The 19,041-nt window shown below is 71.8% G+C and carries 18 protein-coding genes and 1 riboswitch; of the genes, 11 read left to right on the forward strand and 7 right to left on the reverse strand.

The window, feature by feature from the left end:
• Positions 1-5 precede the first annotated feature (5 nt).
• Positions 6-674 carry a thiamine phosphate synthase gene (thiE, locus tag ACFQ53_RS15165; RefSeq protein ID WP_377861093.1) on the reverse strand — a complete coding sequence of 223 codons (669 nt, stop codon included), beginning with the start codon at positions 672-674 and terminating at the stop codon, positions 6-8.
• Entirely contained in the window at positions 671-1,525 is an 855-nt protein-coding gene (thiM, locus tag ACFQ53_RS15170) for a hydroxyethylthiazole kinase (RefSeq protein ID WP_377861127.1), read from the reverse strand. The genes thiE and thiM overlap by 4 nt, the downstream gene beginning before the upstream one ends.
• Positions 1,526-1,671: 146 nt before the next feature.
• Positions 1,672-1,767: riboswitch (TPP riboswitch) on the reverse strand.
• Positions 1,768-2,061: 294 nt separating this feature from the next.
• Here thiM and ACFQ53_RS15175 point away from each other — a divergent pair.
• The 4 genes from ACFQ53_RS15175 to crcB all read left to right on the forward strand — a co-directional run bounded on the left by ACFQ53_RS15175 (position 2,062) and on the right by crcB (position 5,402).
• Entirely contained in the window at positions 2,062-3,396 is a 1,335-nt protein-coding gene (locus ACFQ53_RS15175) for an MFS transporter (protein WP_377861095.1), read from the forward strand.
• Positions 3,397-3,490: 94 nt separating this feature from the next.
• Complete coding sequence (locus ACFQ53_RS15180; protein WP_377861097.1) at positions 3,491-4,222, forward strand: TetR/AcrR family transcriptional regulator; 732 nt, start codon at positions 3,491-3,493, stop codon at positions 4,220-4,222.
• A 233-nt stretch (positions 4,223-4,455) separates the two neighbouring features.
• A complete protein-coding gene (locus tag ACFQ53_RS15185; RefSeq protein WP_377861099.1) occupies positions 4,456-5,028 on the forward strand; it encodes a fluoride efflux transporter FluC in 573 nt (190 codons plus the stop codon).
• Positions 5,025-5,402, forward strand: coding sequence for a fluoride efflux transporter CrcB (gene crcB, locus ACFQ53_RS15190; RefSeq protein WP_377861101.1), 378 nt, complete (start codon positions 5,025-5,027; stop codon positions 5,400-5,402). Before ACFQ53_RS15185 ends, crcB begins: the two co-directional genes overlap by 4 nt.
• A 16-nt stretch (positions 5,403-5,418) precedes the next feature.
• On the opposite strand, the gene ACFQ53_RS15195 is transcribed toward crcB, so the two are convergent.
• Entirely contained in the window at positions 5,419-6,765 is a 1,347-nt protein-coding gene (locus ACFQ53_RS15195; protein ID WP_377861103.1) for a M20/M25/M40 family metallo-hydrolase, read from the reverse strand.
• Positions 6,766-6,807: 42 nt separating this feature from the next.
• Positions 6,808-7,752 carry an ArgP/LysG family DNA-binding transcriptional regulator gene (locus tag ACFQ53_RS15200; protein WP_377861105.1) on the reverse strand — a complete coding sequence of 315 codons (945 nt, stop codon included), beginning with the start codon at positions 7,750-7,752 and terminating at the stop codon, positions 6,808-6,810.
• Positions 7,753-7,821: 69 nt separating this feature from the next.
• Here ACFQ53_RS15200 and ACFQ53_RS15205 point away from each other — a divergent pair, with 69 nt between their 5' ends.
• Positions 7,822-8,433, forward strand: coding sequence for a LysE/ArgO family amino acid transporter (locus ACFQ53_RS15205; protein ID WP_377861107.1), 612 nt, complete (start codon positions 7,822-7,824; stop codon positions 8,431-8,433).
• Between the two features lie 19 nt (positions 8,434-8,452).
• Here the strand turns inward: ACFQ53_RS15205 and ACFQ53_RS15210 are convergent, their stop codons facing one another.
• Positions 8,453-10,273, reverse strand: a complete 1,821-nt coding sequence (locus tag ACFQ53_RS15210; protein WP_377861109.1) for a cation:proton antiporter — start codon at positions 10,271-10,273, stop codon at positions 8,453-8,455.
• 167 nt (positions 10,274-10,440) lie between these two features.
• Between ACFQ53_RS15210 and ACFQ53_RS15215 the strand changes: the two genes are divergently transcribed.
• Positions 10,441-11,250 (forward strand): DsbA family protein, encoded by an 810-nt coding sequence (locus ACFQ53_RS15215; protein ID WP_377861111.1) that lies wholly within the window; start codon positions 10,441-10,443, stop codon positions 11,248-11,250.
• Positions 11,251-11,344: 94 nt separating this feature from the next.
• On the opposite strand, the gene ACFQ53_RS15220 is transcribed toward ACFQ53_RS15215, so the two are convergent.
• A complete protein-coding gene (locus tag ACFQ53_RS15220) occupies positions 11,345-12,025 on the reverse strand; it encodes a YceI family protein (RefSeq protein WP_377861113.1) in 681 nt (226 codons plus the stop codon).
• Between the two features lie 450 nt (positions 12,026-12,475).
• Between ACFQ53_RS15220 and ACFQ53_RS15225 the strand changes: the two genes are divergently transcribed.
• Positions 12,476-13,867: an MmgE/PrpD family protein gene (locus ACFQ53_RS15225; protein WP_377861115.1), complete on the forward strand. Its 1,392-nt coding sequence runs from the start codon at positions 12,476-12,478 to the stop codon at positions 13,865-13,867.
• 88 nt (positions 13,868-13,955) lie between these two features.
• Positions 13,956-14,789 (forward strand): phosphosulfolactate synthase, encoded by an 834-nt coding sequence (locus tag ACFQ53_RS15230; protein WP_377861117.1) that lies wholly within the window; start codon positions 13,956-13,958, stop codon positions 14,787-14,789.
• Between the two features lie 114 nt (positions 14,790-14,903).
• Here the strand turns inward: ACFQ53_RS15230 and ACFQ53_RS15235 are convergent, their stop codons facing one another.
• Positions 14,904-15,302 (reverse strand): VOC family protein, encoded by a 399-nt coding sequence (locus tag ACFQ53_RS15235; protein WP_377861119.1) that lies wholly within the window; start codon positions 15,300-15,302, stop codon positions 14,904-14,906.
• Between the two features lie 469 nt (positions 15,303-15,771).
• Here ACFQ53_RS15235 and ACFQ53_RS15240 point away from each other — a divergent pair, with 469 nt between their 5' ends.
• Genes ACFQ53_RS15240 through ACFQ53_RS15250 form a run of 3 tightly spaced genes read left to right on the forward strand, consistent with a single transcriptional unit; the run spans position 15,772 to position 19,022 of the window.
• On the forward strand, positions 15,772-17,046 hold the full coding sequence (locus tag ACFQ53_RS15240) for a glycine betaine/L-proline ABC transporter ATP-binding protein (RefSeq protein ID WP_377861121.1): 1,275 nt from the start codon (positions 15,772-15,774) through the stop codon (positions 17,044-17,046).
• Entirely contained in the window at positions 17,043-18,038 is a 996-nt protein-coding gene (locus tag ACFQ53_RS15245; RefSeq protein ID WP_377861123.1) for an ABC transporter permease, read from the forward strand. The genes ACFQ53_RS15240 and ACFQ53_RS15245 overlap by 4 nt, the downstream gene beginning before the upstream one ends.
• A 42-nt stretch (positions 18,039-18,080) precedes the next feature.
• A complete protein-coding gene (locus ACFQ53_RS15250; protein WP_377861125.1) occupies positions 18,081-19,022 on the forward strand; it encodes a glycine betaine ABC transporter substrate-binding protein in 942 nt (313 codons plus the stop codon).
• Positions 19,023-19,041 lie beyond the last annotated feature (19 nt).

Consider the following 19,041-nt stretch of genomic DNA (forward strand, 5'->3'; position numbering starts at 1 on the left):
CGGGCTCACCGGTCCGGCGCCGCCTCGGTCCAGGCCGCGCTGAGCACGCGAGACGCGCGCAGAGGATCGTCGGCCGCGCAGACCGCCGAGACCACCGCGCACCCCGAGGCGCCCGCGCGCCGCAGGGCCGGGACGTCGGCCGTGGTGATCCCGCCGATCGCGACGCTCGGCACCGGGGACGCGGCCGCGAGCAGCGCGAACCCCTCGACGCCGAGGGCCGGCGGATGATCCGCCTTGGTGGCGGTCGCGCGGATCGCGCCGATGCCCACGTGGTCGACGGTGCCCTCCGGCAGCGCGGCCACGGCGTCCAGATGCGCCGACGTGTTCGCGCTGAGCCCGATGACGGCGTCGGGCCCGAGCAGTTCTCGTGCACGGCGCACGTCCTCGTCGCCCTGCCCCAGGTGCACGCCGTCCACGCGTACCCCCTGCTCGCGCGCCGCGACGGCGGCATCCACACGGTCGTTCACCAGCAGCAGCGCGCGGGCGTCGATCACCCGCGCGAGACGCTCCAGCAGGCGCACGTGCGCGGCGAGGTCCGCGTGCTTCTCCCGCAGCTGCACCACGCGCGCACCGCCTTCGACGGCGAGTTCGACCGTGCGCACGATGCCGCGCGCACCGCACAGCGCGGCATCGGTGACGAGGTACAGGCCGAGGTCCTCGCTCGAGGGCCTCATGCGGCCCCGCCGCCGACCTGATCCGTGAGGCTGACGTGCAGGCGCCCGGGCGCGCGGAGCTCGTCCGGGCCGATGGCGGCGAGGGCGTCGAGGAGCCGGGGCGCGAAGGTGCCCGGCCCGTCGGCCCCGGAGGCGGCGCGCTCGGCCGCCGCGGAGTAGGCGGCATGCGCGGCGACGACGGCCTCGAGCGCAGGTGCTCCCTCGCTGCGCACGCCCAGGAAGGCCGCGATCACGGCGCCGAGGGCGCAGCCCCCGCCGGTCATGCGGGTCAGCATCGCACTGCCGCCGGCCACCTCCACGAGGGTGCTCCCGTCGGTGATGAGGTCGCGCTCGCCGGAGACCGCGACCACGGTGTCCTGCGTGCGCGCGAGGCGGGTCGCCGCCGCGACGGCCGCGTCGATCGGGTCGGAGGAGTCGACGCCCCGGCCGCCGCTGCCCTCGCCGGCGAGGGCGAGGATCTCCGAGGCGTTGCCGCGCACGGCCGTGGGCCTCTGGGCCACCAGCTCGGCAGCAAGCGGCGTGCGCACGCGCAGCGATCCGATCGCGACAGGGTCCAGGACCCACGGCGTCCCGGAGCGACGAGCTCCGGCGACCGCCTCGTGCATGGCCTCGCGCTGTTCGGGCGCGGGGGTGCCCAGGTTGATGAGAAGACCGTCGGCGACCGCGGCGAAGTCGCCGGCCTCGCCCACGATGTCGACCATCGCCGGGGCGGCGCCGATAGCGAGCACCACGTTCGCCGTCACGTTCGTGACCACGGAGTTCGTGATCGCGTGGACCAGCGGACCGCGCTCGCGCACCGCGCCCAGAAGGTCGCCGCAGCGGGCGGCGAGCCCTGCAGGATCGACGGGCATCGGGAGGCCTGCGGAGAGGTCGGCAGCGACCTTGGAGGCGCCGTCTGAGGGGGTTGCGGGGGCCATCGGGCTCCTCTCGTCGGGGCGAGGGGCCGGAGCGGCTGCGGCGTGTGATCGGCGAGGATCCTGGAGGATCGTCGGCACCCGGCCGCGGCTTCGGACATTCCCTACGCCAGCGCTGACTGGATCAGGTTCGACGGGTCTGCTCTCAGCCGCCATCGGCGGCACCCCGTGTCACGTGCCGATGAGCCTAGCGCGCTGGAGAGGACGCCGGGGCGCGCCGCCCGCTCCACGGCCAACACGACGCTCCGCGCGCCCGTGGCGCCACGGAATCCTGTGGTGCGCGCCTGTGATGTGCGGCACGGCGCTGCTCGGGGTGCCCAGCTCAGAGAGTCGGTCGGGCGTCCAGGACGTCCGTGCGGAAGGACGCGGCTCGACAAAATAGTTCATGGCAACTAATACTTTCGGAACGGTCGCACGGACCGCCCGCACACCGTCGCGAGCATCGCCCGACGGTCATGACGAAGGAGTCTCCCGTGTCCACTGCCGCACCCGATCTCGAGGTCGATCCGACCGTCGACCCGACGGGCAGCCCCAACATCCTGGGCCCGCGACTGCGCGTGCCCGCGATGGGCATCAAGCCGGACCGGAAGAAGCCGATCTGGTATGTCATCGGCATCTTCCTGGGGCAGTTCGGCCTGTTCGTCGCCCTGATGGGGCCCGCGACGGTGTCGGTCCAGATGAAGGCCCGCACGCTCTCGGACCTCCCGGCGGAGCAGGCCTCGATCGCGGCCGCCGCCCTCGCTCCGGGCGCGATCGCAGCGCTCGTCTTCAACGCCCTCGGCGGGCGCCTCTCGGATCGCACGCGATCGGGGCTGGGGCGGCGCCGACCGTGGATCATCGGCGGGGCCTTCGCGATGTGCGCGGCGATCCTCATCATGGCGATCGCGCCGAACGTCGTGGTGCTGGCCTGCGGCTGGTTCATCGCGCAGGCCTGCGCGAACATGGCGTACGCGGCATACACGGCCTCGCTCGCCGATCAGCTGCCGGACGAGCAGTACGGCAAGGTCTCCGGCATCGTGGGCATCGCCCAGAACTCCGCCATCATGGCCGCGACCTGGCTGGCCTCGTTCTTCGGTGGGACCATGGTGGGGTTGTTCATGATCCCCGCCGTGCTCGGCTTCGTGCTGGTGACCGTCTACGCGCTGATGATCCCGGATCCGGTGCTCAAGCAGAACCGCTACCCGTTCAACGTGCGCGAGCTGGTCACCTCGTTCTGGACCAACCCCCTGAAGTTCCCGGACTTCGGACTGGCCTGGTGGGGCCGGTTCATGATCATCCTGGCCTCCTACCTGTTCATCAGCTTCCGCGTGCTGTTCATGACGAACCACCTGGGGCTCGAGGACGCGGCGGCCGCCACCGCGGTCGCCACCGGCGTCACGATCTACACGGTGCTGTCCATGGTCGCCGGGCTGGCCGCCGGGTGGATCTCCGACCGGATCGGGCGTCGCAAGGTGCTCGTTGCGGGGTCGATCCTGGTCTTCGGACTGGGCACCTACATGCTCGCCCACGTCGACTCGGTCGGGGGGTTCTTCCTGTGCGAGGCCATCGTGGGCCTCGCCTACGGGACCTACCTCGCCGTCGACCTCGCACTCGTGTTCGAGGTGCTCCCCGACCGCAGGACGGCGGGCAAGGACCTGGGCGTCTTCAACATGGCCAACGCCCTGCCGCAGTCGATCGCCCCGGCCCTGGGCGGGATGCTCCTCGCGCGCATCGGCGGGGGCACCGACTTCACGGTGCTCTTCGTGGCCGCCGCGATCTCGGGCGTCATCGGCGCTGTGCTCACGATGTTCATCCGCGGCGTGAAATAGTAGGGGCGACACATTGATGACGGGCCGGTGCGGCACGATCGCACCGGCCCGCTCTCGTCCCAGGTCGACGGAGACCTGTGCCGAAGGGGAGCCCATGAACACCGACCAGACCACGCGCGCCGCCGCGACCGCGAGCGCCGCCGAGGGGACCGTCGCCGCGCGCGAGCCGCGCGAGCGCAGCACCGCCAAGGGGCCGGCCGCCGAGAAGCGTCCGGTCCGTCGGCGCCCGGGACGGCCCCGCGGGCAGGACTCCGCGGTGGTCCGCGAACAGGCGCTGCAGACCGCCGTCGACCTCATCGCCCGTCAGGGCTTCGGAGCGACCTCCATGGCGCAGGTCGCCGAGGGCGCCGGGATCTCGCCGTCGGGCCTCGCCCATCACTTCCCCTCGAAGAAGGCGCTGCTGGGGGCCGTGCTCGCCCATCGCGACGCCGTGGACAGCGACCCCATGCCGCCCGAGGGATCCACGCCGTGGTCCGCCTTCGACCATCTCGTGCACGTGGCCGGGCTGAACATGCAGCGCCGCCAGATCGTGCTCCTCTACGCGACGGTCACGGGCGAGGCCACCACCCCCGACCACCCCGCGCACGAGTGGATGCTCGATCACTTCGAGGCGGTCATGGAGTCGCTCATGCGCTGCCTGCGCCTGGACCAGGAGAAGGGCGACGTGCGCGAGGACGCCCCCGTGGAGCGCATCGCCCGGGAGACGGTCGCCCTCATGGACGGCCTGCAGCTGCAATGGCTCATCGACCCCTCGGTGGACATGGCGGAGATCCTCGGGGACCACGTCACGCGGCTCAAAGAGGCCTGGGGGACGGGGCGGGACTGACGTCCGCTCGGGGCGGAGAGCCGCACGCGACCGGCAACGACTTGCCCCGTTCGGCCCGGGCGGCGTTCAATGGTGCGCGTCGGCCGCCCTCGGGCGCGCCGGCACGGCGGTGGGGCCCGCCGTACCCAACCTCGAAGATCGACAACGGTCCCTGTTCGCTCCCGGAGCGCGGCCCTCGCGCGCCGGGATCCGGCGGTCGCGCGCGCCCGCCCGACTCTGAACAGGAGTGATCCGTGACCCGACCCGAGGACCCGCATCCCGAGATCCCGCTCGACCCCGACGCCGAGAGCCCCGACCCCCCGGGCGGCACGACAGCGCCGAGCGACACCACTGCGCCGGGCGACACCACAGCACCCGACGTCCTCCTCCCAGCGCGCGTCCGACCCCTGCATCTGCGGCCGGTCTCGATCGCCCTGGTGCTGATCGGCGGGACGCTCGGCACGGCCGCCCGCGAGGCCCTGACGCTCGCCGTCCCCGAGCTCGGCGGAGTGCCCGTCGCCCTGTTCGCGATCAACCTCGTGGGTGCCTTCCTCCTCGGGATCCTGCTCGAGGCCCTCGCCCGGAGCGGACCCGACCAGGGCGTGCGCCGCGCGCTGCGGCTGTGCGTCGGCACGGGAGTGATGGGTGGCTTCACCTCGTACAGCTCGCTCGCCCTCGCCGTCGATCAGCTCATGGCCGACGGACGAGTCCTCGTCGGCGCGGCCTTCGGGCTGGTCAGCATCGTGCTCGGCGTGCTCTTCGCCGTCGCCGGCATCCTCGCCGCCTCCCGCCGCACTCCGCGGCGCACCGAGGAGGCCGCCCGATGAGTCCCGCGGTCTTCGTCCTGCTCAGCCTCGCCGGCGGCGTGGGAGCGGTCGCCCGCTTCGTCGCGGACGGGCTCGTGCGCTCCCGCGTCTCCGGCGCCATGCCCTGGGGGACCGTACTCATCAACGTCACCGGATCGCTGCTGCTGGGCCTCGTCACCGGGATGCTCGGCGCCCAGCTGCTGAGCCCCGAGCTGCAGGTCGTGCTGGGGGCGGGCTTCCTCGGCGGGTACACCACCTTCTCGACAGCGAGCGTCGAGACCGCGCGCCTGCTTCAGGAGCGCCGGGTGCTCTACGCCCTCGGGAACCTGCTGGGATCGCTCGTCGTCGGTTCGGCCGCCGCTGCGCTGGGGCTCGTGGTCGGCGCGGCGCTCTGAGGGCGCGCCCTCCCCGTCAGCAGTCGGAGACCAGGCGCAGCAGCACGCGGGCGCCGAAGCGGATCGCTTCGACCGGCACGCGCTCGTCGATCCCGTGGAACAGGGGAGCGAAGTCGAGGTCGGCAGGCAGCTGCAGGGGCGCGAAGCCGTAACCGGTGATGCCGAGCCCGGCGAGCTGCTTGTTGTCGGTGCCGCCGCTCAGGCAGTAGGGGAGCAGCTCGGCGCCGGGGTCCTCGGCGAGGATCGCGCGGTGCATGGCGGCGACGAACGGGGTGTCGTCGGGCGCATCGAGCGAGATGCCGAGGGTGTCCACGATCATCTCGACGTCGGGCCCCGAGAGCTCGTCGATGAGCGCGAGCAGCTCGTCCTGGTGGCCGGGGAGGAAGCGGCAGTCGAGCTCCGCCTCGGCGGTCTGCGGGATCACGTTGCCCTTGTATCCGGCGCTGAGCGTGGTCGCGTTCGCGGTGTCCGAGAGGGTGCCGGAGACGAACTGGCGCGCGCCGCCCAGCAGCGGCAGGAACGCCGCGGGGTCCGCCTCGTCCCAGTCGCGCCCGCTGATCTCGCCCACTCGGTCGAAGAGGGTGCGCACGCTCGCGATGTACTCGTAGGGGAACTCGTGCGCGTCGATCGCGGCGATCGCGCGCGACAGCCGCACGATCGCGTTCTCGTCGTTGGGGACCGAGCCGTGTCCGGCGCGGCCGTGGGCCCGCAGACGCATCCAGGCGTAGCCCTTCTCGGCGGTCTGCAGCAGATAGGCGCGCACGTCGCGCCCGGTGTCCTTCTCGGGGACGGTGATCGAGTAGCCGCCCACCTCGCTGATCGCCTCGGTGCAGCCCTCGAAGATCTCGGGGCGGTTCGCGACCATCCAGCGGGAGCCGAGCACGCCGCCGGCCTCCTCGTCGGCGAACATGACGATGACCAGGTCCCGCGGCGGCTTCTGCCCGGTGCGGGCGAGGTGCCGCACGAGCGCGAGGATCATGCCGTCCATGTCCTTCATGTCCACGGCACCGCGGCCGTAGAGGACGCCGTCGCGCACCTCGGCGGCGAAGGGGTCGACGCTCCAGTCCTCGGCGTTCGCGGGCACGACGTCGAGGTGGCCGTGGATCACCAGGCCGCCGCGCTCGCGGTCCTCGCCGGGGATGCGCAGCACCACGCTCGCGCGCCCGGGCTCGGACTCCATGATCTCCGGCTCGTATCCGACCTCGCGCAGCCGTCCGGCCATGTACTCGGCGGCCTCGCGCTCACCGGGCCCCTTGTTGCCGCCGAAGTTGCTGGTGTCGATGCGGATGAGATCGCGCGTGATCTGCACCGCCTCGTCCTGCAGCAGCGTCAGCTCGTCGGGGGTGGGCTCGGAGAGGGGCATGGAGGAGTCCTTCCAGGGGCGGCGGCCGCGATCCCGTCCAGCCTATGCCGCCCGCAGCTCCCGGCGGGCCGCGGCCTCGACGTGCTCGCCCAGGTCCCGCAGCAGAGCGGGAGGGGTGCGCCACGCCTGCCAGTACAGCGGCGTGGCGACCTCGGGTCCGCCCAGGGGGATCAGCCGGCCCTCCTCGCGCAGGGGGACCGACTGCTGCAGCGGCATCATCGCCCAGCCGAGCCCCTCCACGACCGCGCTCGCGAGGTCGTGCGTCGAGGGCACGAGGTGGCGCGGGGCGTCCGCGGGGTCGACGGCGTGCGCACGCAGCCACTGCGCCTGCAGCTGGTCCGTGCGGTCGAAGTCGATGCGCGGGGCGCGGGAGAGGACATCGGCCGACGGCGGCTCGCCCCCGCGCCCCGTCCCGGATCCTTCTCCCCACCGCTCGCACCACGCCGGGGAGGCGACCGCCTCGTACACGAGGCTGCCCAGGGGCGTCACCGAGCACCCGGGGGAGGCCTGCGCGGAGGAGGTCACGGCGGCCATCGCGGCGCCGCTCTCGAGGAGGCGCGCGGTCGCGTCCTGGTCCTCGCGCAGCACCTCGACCTGGACGTCGTGCGCGGCGACGAACGCGGCGAGCGGCTCGATGAACCAGGTCGCCGACGAGTCGGAGTTCACGGCGACGGAGATCCGGGGAGCCTGCGCCTCGCCCTCGAGCCCGAGGGCCTCGTGGGCCTCGTGCTCGATGAGCGCGTGGCGGCGCGCGAAGCGGATCACCGCCTGCCCGGCGCCCGTGGCGCTCACCGGACGGGATCGCACCAGCATGCGCCGCCCCAGCTGCTGCTCGAGCTGACGCACGCGCTGGCTGACCGCCGAGGGCGTGAGGTGCAGGCGCCGCGAGGCCGCCTCGAGCGACCCCTCGTCCACGACGGCCGCGAGAGTCTGCGCGAGGACGGGATCGATGCGCGTGGGAGCGACGCGCAGGGGTTCAGTGCTCATGAAGCAACGCTACATCTGCATGAAGAATCTTCGCTGGCGCTTCAGGTTCGCGGCTCGTAGCGTCGAAGGATGCCTGCTCTCCTCCACGGCCTGCTCACGGGTCTCGCACTCATCGTCGCCATCGGCTCGCAGAACGTCTTCGTCCTGCGCCAGGGCCTGCGCCGCGAGCACGTGCTCGCCGTGGTCGTGGTCTGCACGCTCTCGGACGTCGTGCTGATCAGCGCCGGCGCCGGCGGACTCGGGCTGCTGGTCGCCGGCGCGCCGCAGCTGGTGCAGGTCGCGCGGTGGGCGGGGGCGGCGTTCCTCGTCGGCTACGCGCTCCTCGCCGCGCGTCGGGCCCTGCGGCCGACGGGCGAGGCGCTCGAGGCGGAGGGCCCGACGGGCCGGCGAGGCGGGACGACCGCCGTCGCACTCACCGCGTTGGCGCTCACCTGGCTGAACCCGCACGTGTACCTCGACACCGTGCTCCTGCTGGGGTCGGTGGCGGCGACGCACGGGCCCGACCGCTGGCAGTTCGCCCTCGGTGCCGTCGTCGGCAGCGCCCTGTGGTTCTCGGCGCTCGGCTTCGGCGCCCGCGCGCTCAGCGGCCCGCTCGCGAGCCCGCGCGCCTGGCGGGTGCTGGACGCCCTGGTCGCGGTGACGATGATCGTGGTCGCGGTGATGCTGGTGACGGGCGGCTGACGCCCGGGCGGGAATGGGCTCAGTCGACGGGCGCGCCGCGCATCTCCACGGAGATCTCCTCGGCGTCGATCGTCGCGAGCACGTGCTCGACCATCTCCGCATCGAACAGCCCGTCGTCGCGCGCGTCCAGCAGAGCCTTGCGCTGCGCCCGGAGGATCCGCAGCATCTCCGCCTTGTCGGGATAGCCGCCGGGGCGGCCCGTGCGACCGGGCTCCGTGGCCGGCGCGTCGGTGCCGGGACCCGCATCGTCGGCGCCCGACCCTCGCTCCTCACCCTCGTCGGCGGGCTGTTCGCCGTCCGGATCTGCGCCCGCCGCGGCCTCACCCGGCGCGTTCTCGCCCTCCGCGTCCCCCGCGCCGATCGTGCTGGTCCCTCCGGCGGCGGCCGCGGCACCGGCGAGCAGGTCGAAGATCGCCTCGCGCTGGCGGCGATCGAACTCCTCGGCCTCGACGTCGGCCTCCCCGGCGGGGAAGAGGTGCTTCGCGAGCTTGCCGACGGTGCCGCCCTGGATCAGCAGGGAGAGCGTCGCGACGGCGAAGGCGATGAACACCAGCAGCGGACGGTGGGGGACCGAGGCGGGCAGGGTCTGGGCGGCCGCCACGGTGACGGCGCCGCGCATCCCGCCCCAGATCAGCATGATGCCCTCGCTGCGCCCCAGATCCTGGCGGGAGTAGTAGCCGAAGTCCGCGCGGGCGCGACGCAGCCGCGTGGCGAACAGCTCCGTGTTCTTCACGGTCACCGCCTCGCCCCGGCGCGGCCCGCCGCGCCGGGGCATGCGGATGTCCTCGCCCGCCTCGATCATCTTCTGCATCGCGGCGATGCGCTCGTTCATCGCCTCGCCGCGCACCCGGGATCGGCGCAGCCGTTTGAGCAGCGTGCGCACCAGCAGGGAGCGCACCGCGAGGGTGACCACGAGGGCGAGCGCGGTCAGGCCGAGGCCCGCGAGGATCCCCAGGCTGTCCTCGTGCAGCGCCTCGAGCACGGTGGTGATCTGCAGGCCCATGGTGAGGAACACGAATCCCTCGAGCAGCAGCTGGATGCTCGCCCAGTTCTCCGCGCTGGACATGCGGTGGCGCGGCGGCAGCACCCGCGGATCGAGCGTGCCGGTGATGAGGCCCGCGACGACCGCCGCGACCAGGCCCGAGCTGCCCAGCATCTCCGTGGGCACCGAGGCGATGAACGGCAGGGTGAAGGTGAGCGCGGTGTTCACGGTCGCGCTCTCGATGTGCTTGCGCACCACGAAGCTCACAGCCGCGACGATCACGCCGATGATGATCGCGACCACGAGCGACCAGGCGAAGGACCCCAGCGCCCCTGCGAGGGAGAAGCCCGAGGCCGTAGCGACGATCGCCGTGCGCAGGATGACCAGGGCCGTCGCATCGTTCAGCAGGCTCTCGCCCTCGAGGATCGTCACCACCCGACCGGGCACCCGGCCTCCGCGGATGATCGAGGTCGCGACCGCGTCCGTGGGGCTCAGCACGGCGCCCAGGGCCACGCCCCACACGTAGGAGACGCCCGGCACCAGCCAGGCGAAGAGGCCCCCGAGGGCGAGCGACGAGGTGATCACGAGGATGATCGACAGGGCGCTGATCGGGTAGATGTCGCGGCGGAAGCTGATCGCGGGCATCCGCACCGCGGAGGCGTACAGCAGGGGCGGCAGGATCACCTCGAGGATCAGCTCGGGCTCGATCTCGACGGCGGGCACCCCGGGCACGACGGAGACCAGGATCCCGATGCCCACGAGGATCAGCGGTGCCGCGGTCCGCACGCGCGGCGCGATCACGTCGGTCGCGCAGATCACGATGATCGCGGCGACCGCGAGGGCGATGGGGAGGGTCACGGCGGGCTCCGTCCGGACGGGCGTGCAGGTCTTCTCGCAGCGGGCGGGCGCGTCCGGGAGTGCGGGAGAGCACTCGGCTGCATGCGCTGCACGTGCGGCCACGAGCGTAGCGTGAGCGCATCGAGCCGCCCCGCGCTCCTCCGCCCCGCCACCGGAGATGAGTCGTCATGTCGCCCTCAGAGTCCACTCCCGCCGCCGCCCCCTCGCTCATCCCGCTCGGCTCCCAGCAGCCGCTCGTCGTCGATGTCTGGACCGACGTCGTCTGCCCCTGGTGCTACGTGGGCGAGGGCCGGCTCGAGCAGGCCATCCAGGAGGCCGGGCTCGCCGGGAAGGTGCAGGTGCGCACGCACTCCTTCGAGCTGGACCCCTCGGCCCCCACACGCGCCGAGGAGCGCGCGGCAGGGCAGTCGCCCACGAACGTCGAGCACCTGATGCAGAAGACCGGCCGCGGCGCCCAGGAGGTGCGCGGCATGGAGGAGCAGATCGCGCAGCTCGCCCGGGAGCTCGGGCGCGACTACGCCCTCGAGCGGCCGGTCGCGAGCACCCGCCCCGCCCATCGCCTGCTGCAGGCCGTGCGCGCCGCAGTGGGGGAGGAGGCCGCGAAGGACTTCTTCCTCTCCCTGCAGCGCGGCTACTTCCGCGGCGAGCTCGATCCCTTCGAGGACGAGGTGCTCGTGGAGCACGCCGTCGCGGCGGGACTCGATGCGCAGGCGGCGCGCGAGGTCCTGGCCTCGGACGCCCGCGACAGCGAGGTCGACGAGGAGGTGCGCGCCGCTGTCGAGATGGGGGCGCGCGGCGTCCCGTTCATGGTCCTCGGCGACACCTACGCCGCCCCCGGCGCGCTCCCGGTCGAGTCGCTGCGCGGCGCCCTCGAGGAGCTCGGCCGGGCCCGCAGGCTGCTGGGCGAGGACGGCGCGGCCGAGGGGTCGACGGGGATCGTCGGCGGGGAGGCCTGCGGCATCGACGGGAACTGCTGAGGCCGGCGCGAACTGCGGGGCCGTGCTCCGCCGAGAGACGACGGGCCCGATCCGCTGCGTGCGGATCGGGCCCGTCGGCGTTCAGGAGCGGGGGTCACCTGTCGGCGGGACCGGCGTCCTCGGCGAACTCCGCGGCGCCGTCAGCGGTGTCGACGGCGACGGCATCGCCCGCGCCGGCATCGGCGTCGTTATCGGCGTGGGCGGCGTCGGCCGCGGGAGCCGGGGAGACCTCGTCGGACTGCTTGATGAGCGACATCTCGAACTCGAGGTTGATGCGGTCGGAGATCAGCAGGCCGCCCGAGTCCAGCGGGGTGTTCCAGGTGACGCCCCATTCGCGGCGGTCGATGCGGCGCGTGCCCTCGAAGCCCGCGCGCAGGTTCCCGAAGGGATCGGTGTCCACGCCCACGAAGTGCAGCGGGATGCTCATCGGCCGGGTGATCCCGTGGATCGTGAGGTCGCCGCTGACGATGTATCCGCCCTCGTCGACCTCCTCGACACGGCTCGAGCGGAACACCATCTCCGGATGCGTCCCGACGTCGAAGAAGTCGGCGCTGCGCAGGTGCTCGTCGCGCGCCGAGCTGCGGGTGTCGATGCTGGCCATCTGCACGGTGACCTCGACGTGGGAGCGGTTGTGGTCCTCCTCATCGAAGACGATCGTGCCGGCGACGTCGTTGAACGCGCCGCGCACCTTCGTGACCATCGCGTGGCGGGAGGAGAAGCCGATCCTCGAGTGGTCCGGGTCGACGGTCCAGGTGCCTGTGAGCTGGGAGGACATCAGCGGACCACCGTCCCCTCGGGTGCCATCGGGATCGGGCGCGACGACTCCGTCGCGCGCGCCGAGGAGGTGGTGTTCGGGTGGGGCATGGGGTGCTCCTTGGAATGGGTGCCGGTCCCGGGCGCCGGGATGCGGATGCTCGGGCGGTGGGCGTCACGGCCCCGGGTGGGACAAAACGGACGCCCGGACTCGTCCCAGGATAGAGGGCGGGTGCATGTCGCGTCGATGCGGCATGCCATGACCATGCCATGACGGGGCGCCGACCAGCGGTAGGAGAGGTTGTTCAGGGTCTCCCGGGAACCCCCGTTCGGAGATCTCTTGACGTCAAGATATATTCGTGGTGTCATGGTGAACAGAAGGAAGGCAAGGCATGCCTTACCTCCAGTTCGTTCACGGCCGGCGGTGCCTTTCGCGCGTCGGCCCGTCCACCCCGGAAGGGAGACGCCACCCATGACCACAGACGCCGGACCCACCCGCGTCCAGCATCTCGCCGCATTCGTCGACAGCGCGCGCTACGAGGACCTCACCGAGGCCGCCGCCGAGCAGCTGCGCATCCGCGTCCTCGACACCCTCGGCGTCGCGATCGGCGCCCTCGACGCGGAGCCGATGATCGCGATCCGCGAGCTCGTCGACGACCTCGGCGGCGCCCCGCGCTCGGGCCTCATCGGCGGCGGGCGCACCGCACCCGACCGCGCCGCCTTCGTGACCAGCGGCCTCTCGCGGTACCTCGACTTCATGGACTCCTACCTCGCACCGGGGGAGACCTGCCATCCCAGCGACAACCTCGGCGCCGTCCTGGCCTGCGCCGACTCCGTCGGCGCGAGCGGGAAGGAGCTGCTCACCGCGCTCGCCGTCGCCTACCAGGTCCATACCCGGCTGTCCGACGAGGCGCCGGTGCGCGCCAAGGGCTTCGACCACACCGTCCAGGGCGCCTACGCGGCCGCCGCCGGCGCCGCGAAGGCCCTGCGTCTGCCCGCCGCGCAGATCGCCCACGCGATCGCGATCTCCGGCACGGCGAACAACGCCCTGCGCGTCACCCGCACCGGGAACCTCAGCCACTGGAAGGGCCTCGCCTACCCGCAGGTCGCCAAGGAGGGGACCTTCGCCGCGCTGCTCGCCGCGCGCGGGATCACCGGACCAGAGGAGGTCTTCGAGGGCAACAAGGGCTTCGAGGACTCCATCGCCGGTCCCTTCTCGATCGACTGGGAGGCCGAGGACCTCGAATCCGTGCTGCGCACGATCATCAAGAAGCACAACGCGGAGATCCACTCGCAGTCCGCGCTCGACGCCGCCCAGGACGTGCGCGCCCAGGACGGCTTCTCCGCCTCCGCGATCACCGGCGTGCGCCTGCGCACCTTCGACGTCGCCCACTCCATCATCGGCGGCGGCGAGGAGGGCGACAAGCGCACCGTGCGCACCAAGGAGGAGGCGGACCACTCCCTGCCGTGGATGCTCGCCGTGGTGCTCCTGGACGGCGAGCTCACCCCCGCGCAGTACCACCACGAAAGGGTCCTCGCCGACGACGTGCAGGACCTCATGCGGCTCGTCGAGATCGTCCCGGACGACGAGCTCTCGGCGCGCTTCCCGCAGGCCATGCCCGCGGACCTCGAGGTGACGCTGGCGGACGGCACCGTCTTCCGCTCCGCAGCGGACTCCTACGAGGGCTTCCACACCGACCCCCTGAGCTGGGGCGGAGCACGCGAGAAGTTCGACGCGCTCGCCGCCCCCTTCGCCTCGGCCGAGCTGCGCGATCGCATCGCCGGGATCGTCGAGGACCTCGAGCACCACGAGGTCGCCGACCTCATGGACGCGCTCGCCCGGGTGCGCAGCGCGCGCGCCTGATCCCGTCGGCCGCGCCCCGGGGCCCGATCCGTCGGGCCCGCGTCGCGACCGCACCACGAACACACCCGCTCTCACTCCAGGAGGAATCATGAGCAGCCAGATCCCCTTCGACGTCTCGTTCAACTTTGTCCCTCGCGCGAAGCGCCCCCAGAAGCCGCGCACCGTCGGCCTCACGGAGATCCGCGCCCCCTACTACTCGACGTTCGGCACCCGCCACCTGAACGACGTCTTCGACGTGGCCGGGCAGTGGGTCGACGGCATCAAGTGGGCCGGAGGCTCCTTCGCCCTCGTCCCGCCGGAGCAGGTGCGCGCCTTCTCCGACATCGCCCACGAGAACGACTCCTACGTCTCCTCGGGCGGCTGGCTCGAGACCGTGCTGCGCTACGGGGACGACGCGGTCGACCACTACCTCAAGGGGGCCAAGGAGGTCGGCTTCGACGTCATCGAGATCTCGACGGGCTTCATCATGCTGCCCACCTCCGGGCTCGAGCGCCTGGTCGAGAAGGTCGTGAAGGCAGGGCTCAAGGCCAAGCCCGAGCTCGGCATCCAGATCGGATCGGGCGGCGACTCCGGCGAGGCCGAGCTGGCCGCCGAGGGCGCCAAGGACATCGGCGACCTCGTGGACCGCGGCAAGCGGGCCCTCGACGCCGGCGCGGAGATCATCATGATCGAGTCCGAGGGCATCACCGAGAACGTCCGCGTGTGGAACACCGGCGCCGCCGCGTCGATCATGAACGGGCTCGGCATGGAGAACGTCATGTTCGAGGCCGCCGACGGGCCCGTCTTCGAGTGGTACGTCAAGAACTACGGCAACGAGGTCAACCTCTTCGTCGACCACTCCCAGATCCTGCAGCTCGAGGGTCTGCGCCAGAACATCTGGGGCAACAAGTCCACGTGGGGGCGGGTCATCAACCCCGCCTGAGGCGGAGACGGCGCCCGGGAACGGCGCGACGCCGAGGACGGGCACGACGCCCGCGACGGGGGCGGGAGCGGGCGTGATGCCCAGGGCTCCCGCCCCCGTCCGCGTGCGTGGGGCTCACTCCCAGCAGATGCAGAACGGATGCCCCGCAGGGTCGGCCAGGACGTGGAAGCCTCCGGACTCCTGCGGCGTCGCCGCCGGCTGGAGCATCCGGGCACCGAGACCCAGGACCTCCTGCAGTGCGGCCGGGACGTCCTCGTGGGCGACGTAGAGGTCCGGATGGATCTGGATCCGCTGGCGCTCGGGGCCCTGGCCCGGCCACTCGGGCGCCACGTGGTCCGGGGCGTGCTGCACCCCGAGCGCGATGCGGCCGTCGACGACGACGTCGCGCCAGAGCGCGAACGGGCCCTCGTCGGGCCCGGCCTCGACCTCCCCGCCCAGGACCTGGGCCCAGAAGGCGGCCTCCCTCTCGGTGTCCGCGGCGTCCAGGACCATGAAGCTCTTCGTGATGCGCATGCTGCGATGCCTCCCGATATGAGGGGGTCCGACGGGCCGGGACCCCGGTCTCCAGCGTCCGGGACCCCCGCGCGGACCGCAAGTGCAGAGGCGGATTCGAGATCGTGACACAAATGTGATGAGCGCGCTCGGAGAGCGCCCTCCGAGAATGCGCGAAAAAGCCGCGCCGGTGCTGGTCAGGGCGCGTTCCGGGAGGGGGTCGGATTCGCGGTCCGAAATCTGCGGACACAGCACCCGGATCCGCCGGAAATCGGGCGCGACGTGCGTTCCTGGGTGTTCCGAGGTTGAGAACCGCAGGTCAGGCGACCAGTATGGGACGTCGGGTCGGGGTCGGCCGCAGCATCGAAGAATCGTCATTCGCGCGCTCGAGAAGGCGGAGGAATCGCCTCGAGCGCTCGCAGAACCGCGGTTCCGGAGCGTTCTGCCTGCCCCTGACCGCCCGCCGGACGTCTACACGAGGGAGTCGATAGTGCCCGTCATCTCAGCCGACGGTCTCTTCAAAGTGTTCGGGCGCCGCCCGCAGCGGGGCGTCGATGCGCTGCGCCGCGGGAGCACCCGCGACGAGTTGCGCGAGGACGGCCTCACGGCCGCCGTCATCGACGCCTCCTTCGAGGTCGAGCCCGGTGAGATCTTCGTGGTCATGGGCCTGTCCGGCTCGGGCAAGTCCACGCTCATCCGTATGGTCAACGGGCTCCTGCCCGCGACCGCCGGAAGCCTCGAGATCGGCGGCGAGAACCTGTTCACGATGTCCGCGAAGCAGGAGCGCGAGGTGCGTCGCCGGCGGATCTCCATGGTCTTCCAGCACTTCGCGCTGCTGCCCCACCGGACCGTCGGCGAGAACGCCGCCTACGGGCTCGAGGTGAGCGGCGTGAACCGCGCCGAGCGGGAGAGCAAGGCGGCGCGAGCGCTGGAGATGGTGGGCCTCGAGGGATGGGGCGGCTTCAGCCCGTCGGCGCTCTCCGGCGGCATGCAGCAGCGCGTGGGCCTGGCCCGCGCCCTCGCCGCCGGCACCGACATCCTGCTGATGGACGAGGCCTTCAGCGCCCTCGACCCGCTGATCCGCCGCGACATGCAGGACCAGCTCGTCGACCTCCAGCAGCGCCTCGAGAAGACGATCCTGTTCATCACCCACGACCTCAACGAGGCCATGCGCATCGGCGACCGGATCGCGATGATGCGCGACGGCCGCATCGTCCAGGTGGGCACGAGCGAGGAGATCCTCAACGAGCCCGCGAACGACTACGTCGCGAAGTTCATCCAGGACGTCGACCGCAGCCGCGTGCTGACCGCCGGCGCGATCCTCGAGAAGCCCGCCGAGGTGCTCGGAGCCGCCCAGGGCCCGCGCACCGCGCACAAGCTCATGCGAGAGACCCAGAACCCGTGGCTCGTGGTGCTCAACCGCGACCACACGCCGGCCGGCGTGCTCTGGGAGGACGACGTCGCCGACGCCGTGAGCGACGGACGCGAGGACCTGCCCTGGTCCCAGGTCCACGAGATGCCCGTCGTCCGCGAGGACACCCCGATCGCCGAGCTCTTCGCGCCGTCGGCCCAGCACCTCAGCCCCCTCGTGGTGGTCGACGCGGCCGGGAGGTTCACGGGCGTCGTCCCGCGGGTCACCCTGCTGACCGCCGCGGGCGTCGCGAACGACGAGCACCGCGGGTCGCCCTCGGAGCCCCCGTCACCGCCCGATGAGGAACTGACGACCGCCGTGAGCTCCGAGCACCAGGGAGGGGAGGCCCGATGAACCCCGACGAGAGCATCATCCCCGCCATCCCGATCGGCGACTGGGTCGAGTCGGCCATCGACTGGCTGACGGAGAACGTCGGCTGGCTGTTCGACGCCATCAAGCTGATCTTCACGTTCCTGGTCGAGAACCTCACCCTCGGCCTCACCGGGATCGCGCCGATCGCGCTGATCATCATCTGCGCGCTGCTCGCATGGGCCGTGCGCTCCTGGAAGTTCGCGATCGGCACCGTCGTCATGTTCGCGCTCGTGCTGTCCATGGGGCAGTGGGTGCACATGATGGAGACCACCGCACTGGTGCTGGTGGCGACCGTGATCGCCGTGGTGATCGCGATCCCGGTGGGCGTGCTCGCGGCACGCAACCGCGTGGTCAGCGCGATCGTCCGACCGATCCTGGACTTCATGCAGACGATGCCCGCCTTCGTCTACCTGATCCCCGCGGTCACCATGTTCTCCATCGGCGTGGTGCCCGGCATGGTCGCGACGATCATCTTCGCGCTGCCGCCCGGGGTGCGCATGACCGAGCTGGGCATCCGCCAGGTCGACGGCGAGACCGTCGAGGCCGGCGAGGCCTTCGGCGCGACCCCCTGGCAGATCCTGCGCGGCATCCAGCTGCCGCTCGCCGTGCCCACGATCATGGCCGGCGTCAACCAGGTCATCATGCTCGCCCTCTCGATGGGCGTCATCGCCGGCATGATCGGCGCTCCCGGGCTCGGCAAGGAGGTCGTCCAGGCGATCTCGAGCCTCGACCTGCCGCTCGGCGTGGAGGCCGGCCTGTCCGTCGTCTTCCTCGCCGTGTTCCTCGATCGCCTCACCGCCGCCCTGGGCACGCCGAACCAGTACGGCAGCTCCCTGATCGCGCTCGCACGGAAGGCGCGCGGCAACCGGGCGAAGAAGTCCGCGTCGGCCGCCTCGGCGTCGTCCTCGGCGAACGCCCCGAGCGCCTCGAGCGGGTCTGCGGTCGCGTCCGCATCGGCCGACTCGAACGCCTGACCCCGCCGCATCCCACATCCCGACCGAAGGAGAAAAGCAGAGATGAACGAACGACACGTCCTCAGCACCCGCCCCCTCGCCCGCCGCAGCGCCCTCGTCGGCGGCGCGGGCCTCGTGGGACTCGGCCTCGCGGCCTGCTCCGGCAACGCCACCACCGGCGGCGACTCGGGCGACTCCGGCGACAGCGGCGGCAAGGAGATCGTCATGGGCTACGTCCCCTCGTGGACGGACGGCCTGAGCACCGCCTACCTCCTGGACAACCGGCTCAGCGAGATGGGCTACTCCGTCAAGCACCAGGAGATCGAGGAGCCCGCGGCGCTGTACGCGGGGCTCGCCAAGGGCGACATCGACATCTACCCGTCGGCCTGGCCCGAGGTCACCCACAAGAAGTACATGGACAAGTACGGCGACGACATCGACGACCTCGACACGTACTACGGCAACGCGGTGCTCACCATCGCCGTCCCCAAGTACACGAAGATCGAGTCGATCGCCGACCTCAAGGGCAACGCCGACATGTTCGACGGGAAGATCATCGGCATCGAGCCCGGCGCCGGCCTCACCGGTGTGGTCAAGGACGATGCGATGCCCACGTACGGCCTCGACAAGGAGTACGAGCTCGTCACCTCCTCGACGACCGCCATGCTCAGCGAGCTGAAGAAGGCGACCGACGCGGAGAAGGACATCGTCGTCACCCTGTGGCGCCCCTTCTGGGCCAACACGGCCTTCCCCGTGAAGGACCTCAAGGACCCCGAGGGCGCCATGGGCAAGAAGGAGGGTCTGCACTTCCTGGGGAAGAAGGGCTTCGCCGACGAGTTCGCGGACGCCGCGGAGTTCATCGGCGGCATCAAGCTCGACGACAAGCAGTACAACAGCCTCGAGGACCTCGTGGTCAACGAGTACGGCAAGGGCAAGGAGGCCGACGCCGTCAAGAAGTGGCTCGAGGACAACCCCGACGTCCTGCCCGAGGTCAAGAAGGGCTGACCGCAGGATGCCCCCGCTG

Origin of the sequence: Brachybacterium sp. NPDC056505, from assembly GCF_042794925.1 — a bacterium.
Taxonomy (GTDB): domain Bacteria; phylum Actinomycetota; class Actinomycetes; order Actinomycetales; family Dermabacteraceae; genus Brachybacterium; species Brachybacterium kimchii.

Coding starts and splice junctions, on each gene's coding strand:
- ACFQ53_RS15235 (WP_377861119.1), bottom strand. CDS start 15,302: ATGCGCATCACGAAGAGCTTCATGGTCCTGGACGCCGCGGACACCGAG.
- ACFQ53_RS15220 (WP_377861113.1), bottom strand. CDS start 12,025: ATGTCCTCCCAGCTCACAGGCACCTGGACCGTCGACCCGGACCACTCG.
- ACFQ53_RS15180 (WP_377861097.1), top strand. CDS start 3,491: ATGAACACCGACCAGACCACGCGCGCCGCCGCGACCGCGAGCGCCGCC.
- ACFQ53_RS15205 (WP_377861107.1), top strand. CDS start 7,822: ATGCCTGCTCTCCTCCACGGCCTGCTCACGGGTCTCGCACTCATCGTC.
- ACFQ53_RS15250 (WP_377861125.1), top strand. CDS start 18,081: ATGAACGAACGACACGTCCTCAGCACCCGCCCCCTCGCCCGCCGCAGC.
- ACFQ53_RS15200 (WP_377861105.1), bottom strand. CDS start 7,752: ATGAGCACTGAACCCCTGCGCGTCGCTCCCACGCGCATCGATCCCGTC.
- ACFQ53_RS15230 (WP_377861117.1), top strand. CDS start 13,956: ATGAGCAGCCAGATCCCCTTCGACGTCTCGTTCAACTTTGTCCCTCGC.
- thiM (WP_377861127.1), bottom strand. CDS start 1,525: ATGCCCGTCGATCCTGCAGGGCTCGCCGCCCGCTGCGGCGACCTTCTG.
- crcB (WP_377861101.1), top strand. CDS start 5,025: ATGAGTCCCGCGGTCTTCGTCCTGCTCAGCCTCGCCGGCGGCGTGGGA.
- ACFQ53_RS15245 (WP_377861123.1), top strand. CDS start 17,043: ATGAACCCCGACGAGAGCATCATCCCCGCCATCCCGATCGGCGACTGG.
- thiE (WP_377861093.1), bottom strand. CDS start 674: ATGAGGCCCTCGAGCGAGGACCTCGGCCTGTACCTCGTCACCGATGCC.
- ACFQ53_RS15215 (WP_377861111.1), top strand. CDS start 10,441: ATGTCGCCCTCAGAGTCCACTCCCGCCGCCGCCCCCTCGCTCATCCCG.
- ACFQ53_RS15225 (WP_377861115.1), top strand. CDS start 12,476: ATGACCACAGACGCCGGACCCACCCGCGTCCAGCATCTCGCCGCATTC.
- ACFQ53_RS15195 (WP_377861103.1), bottom strand. CDS start 6,765: ATGCCCCTCTCCGAGCCCACCCCCGACGAGCTGACGCTGCTGCAGGAC.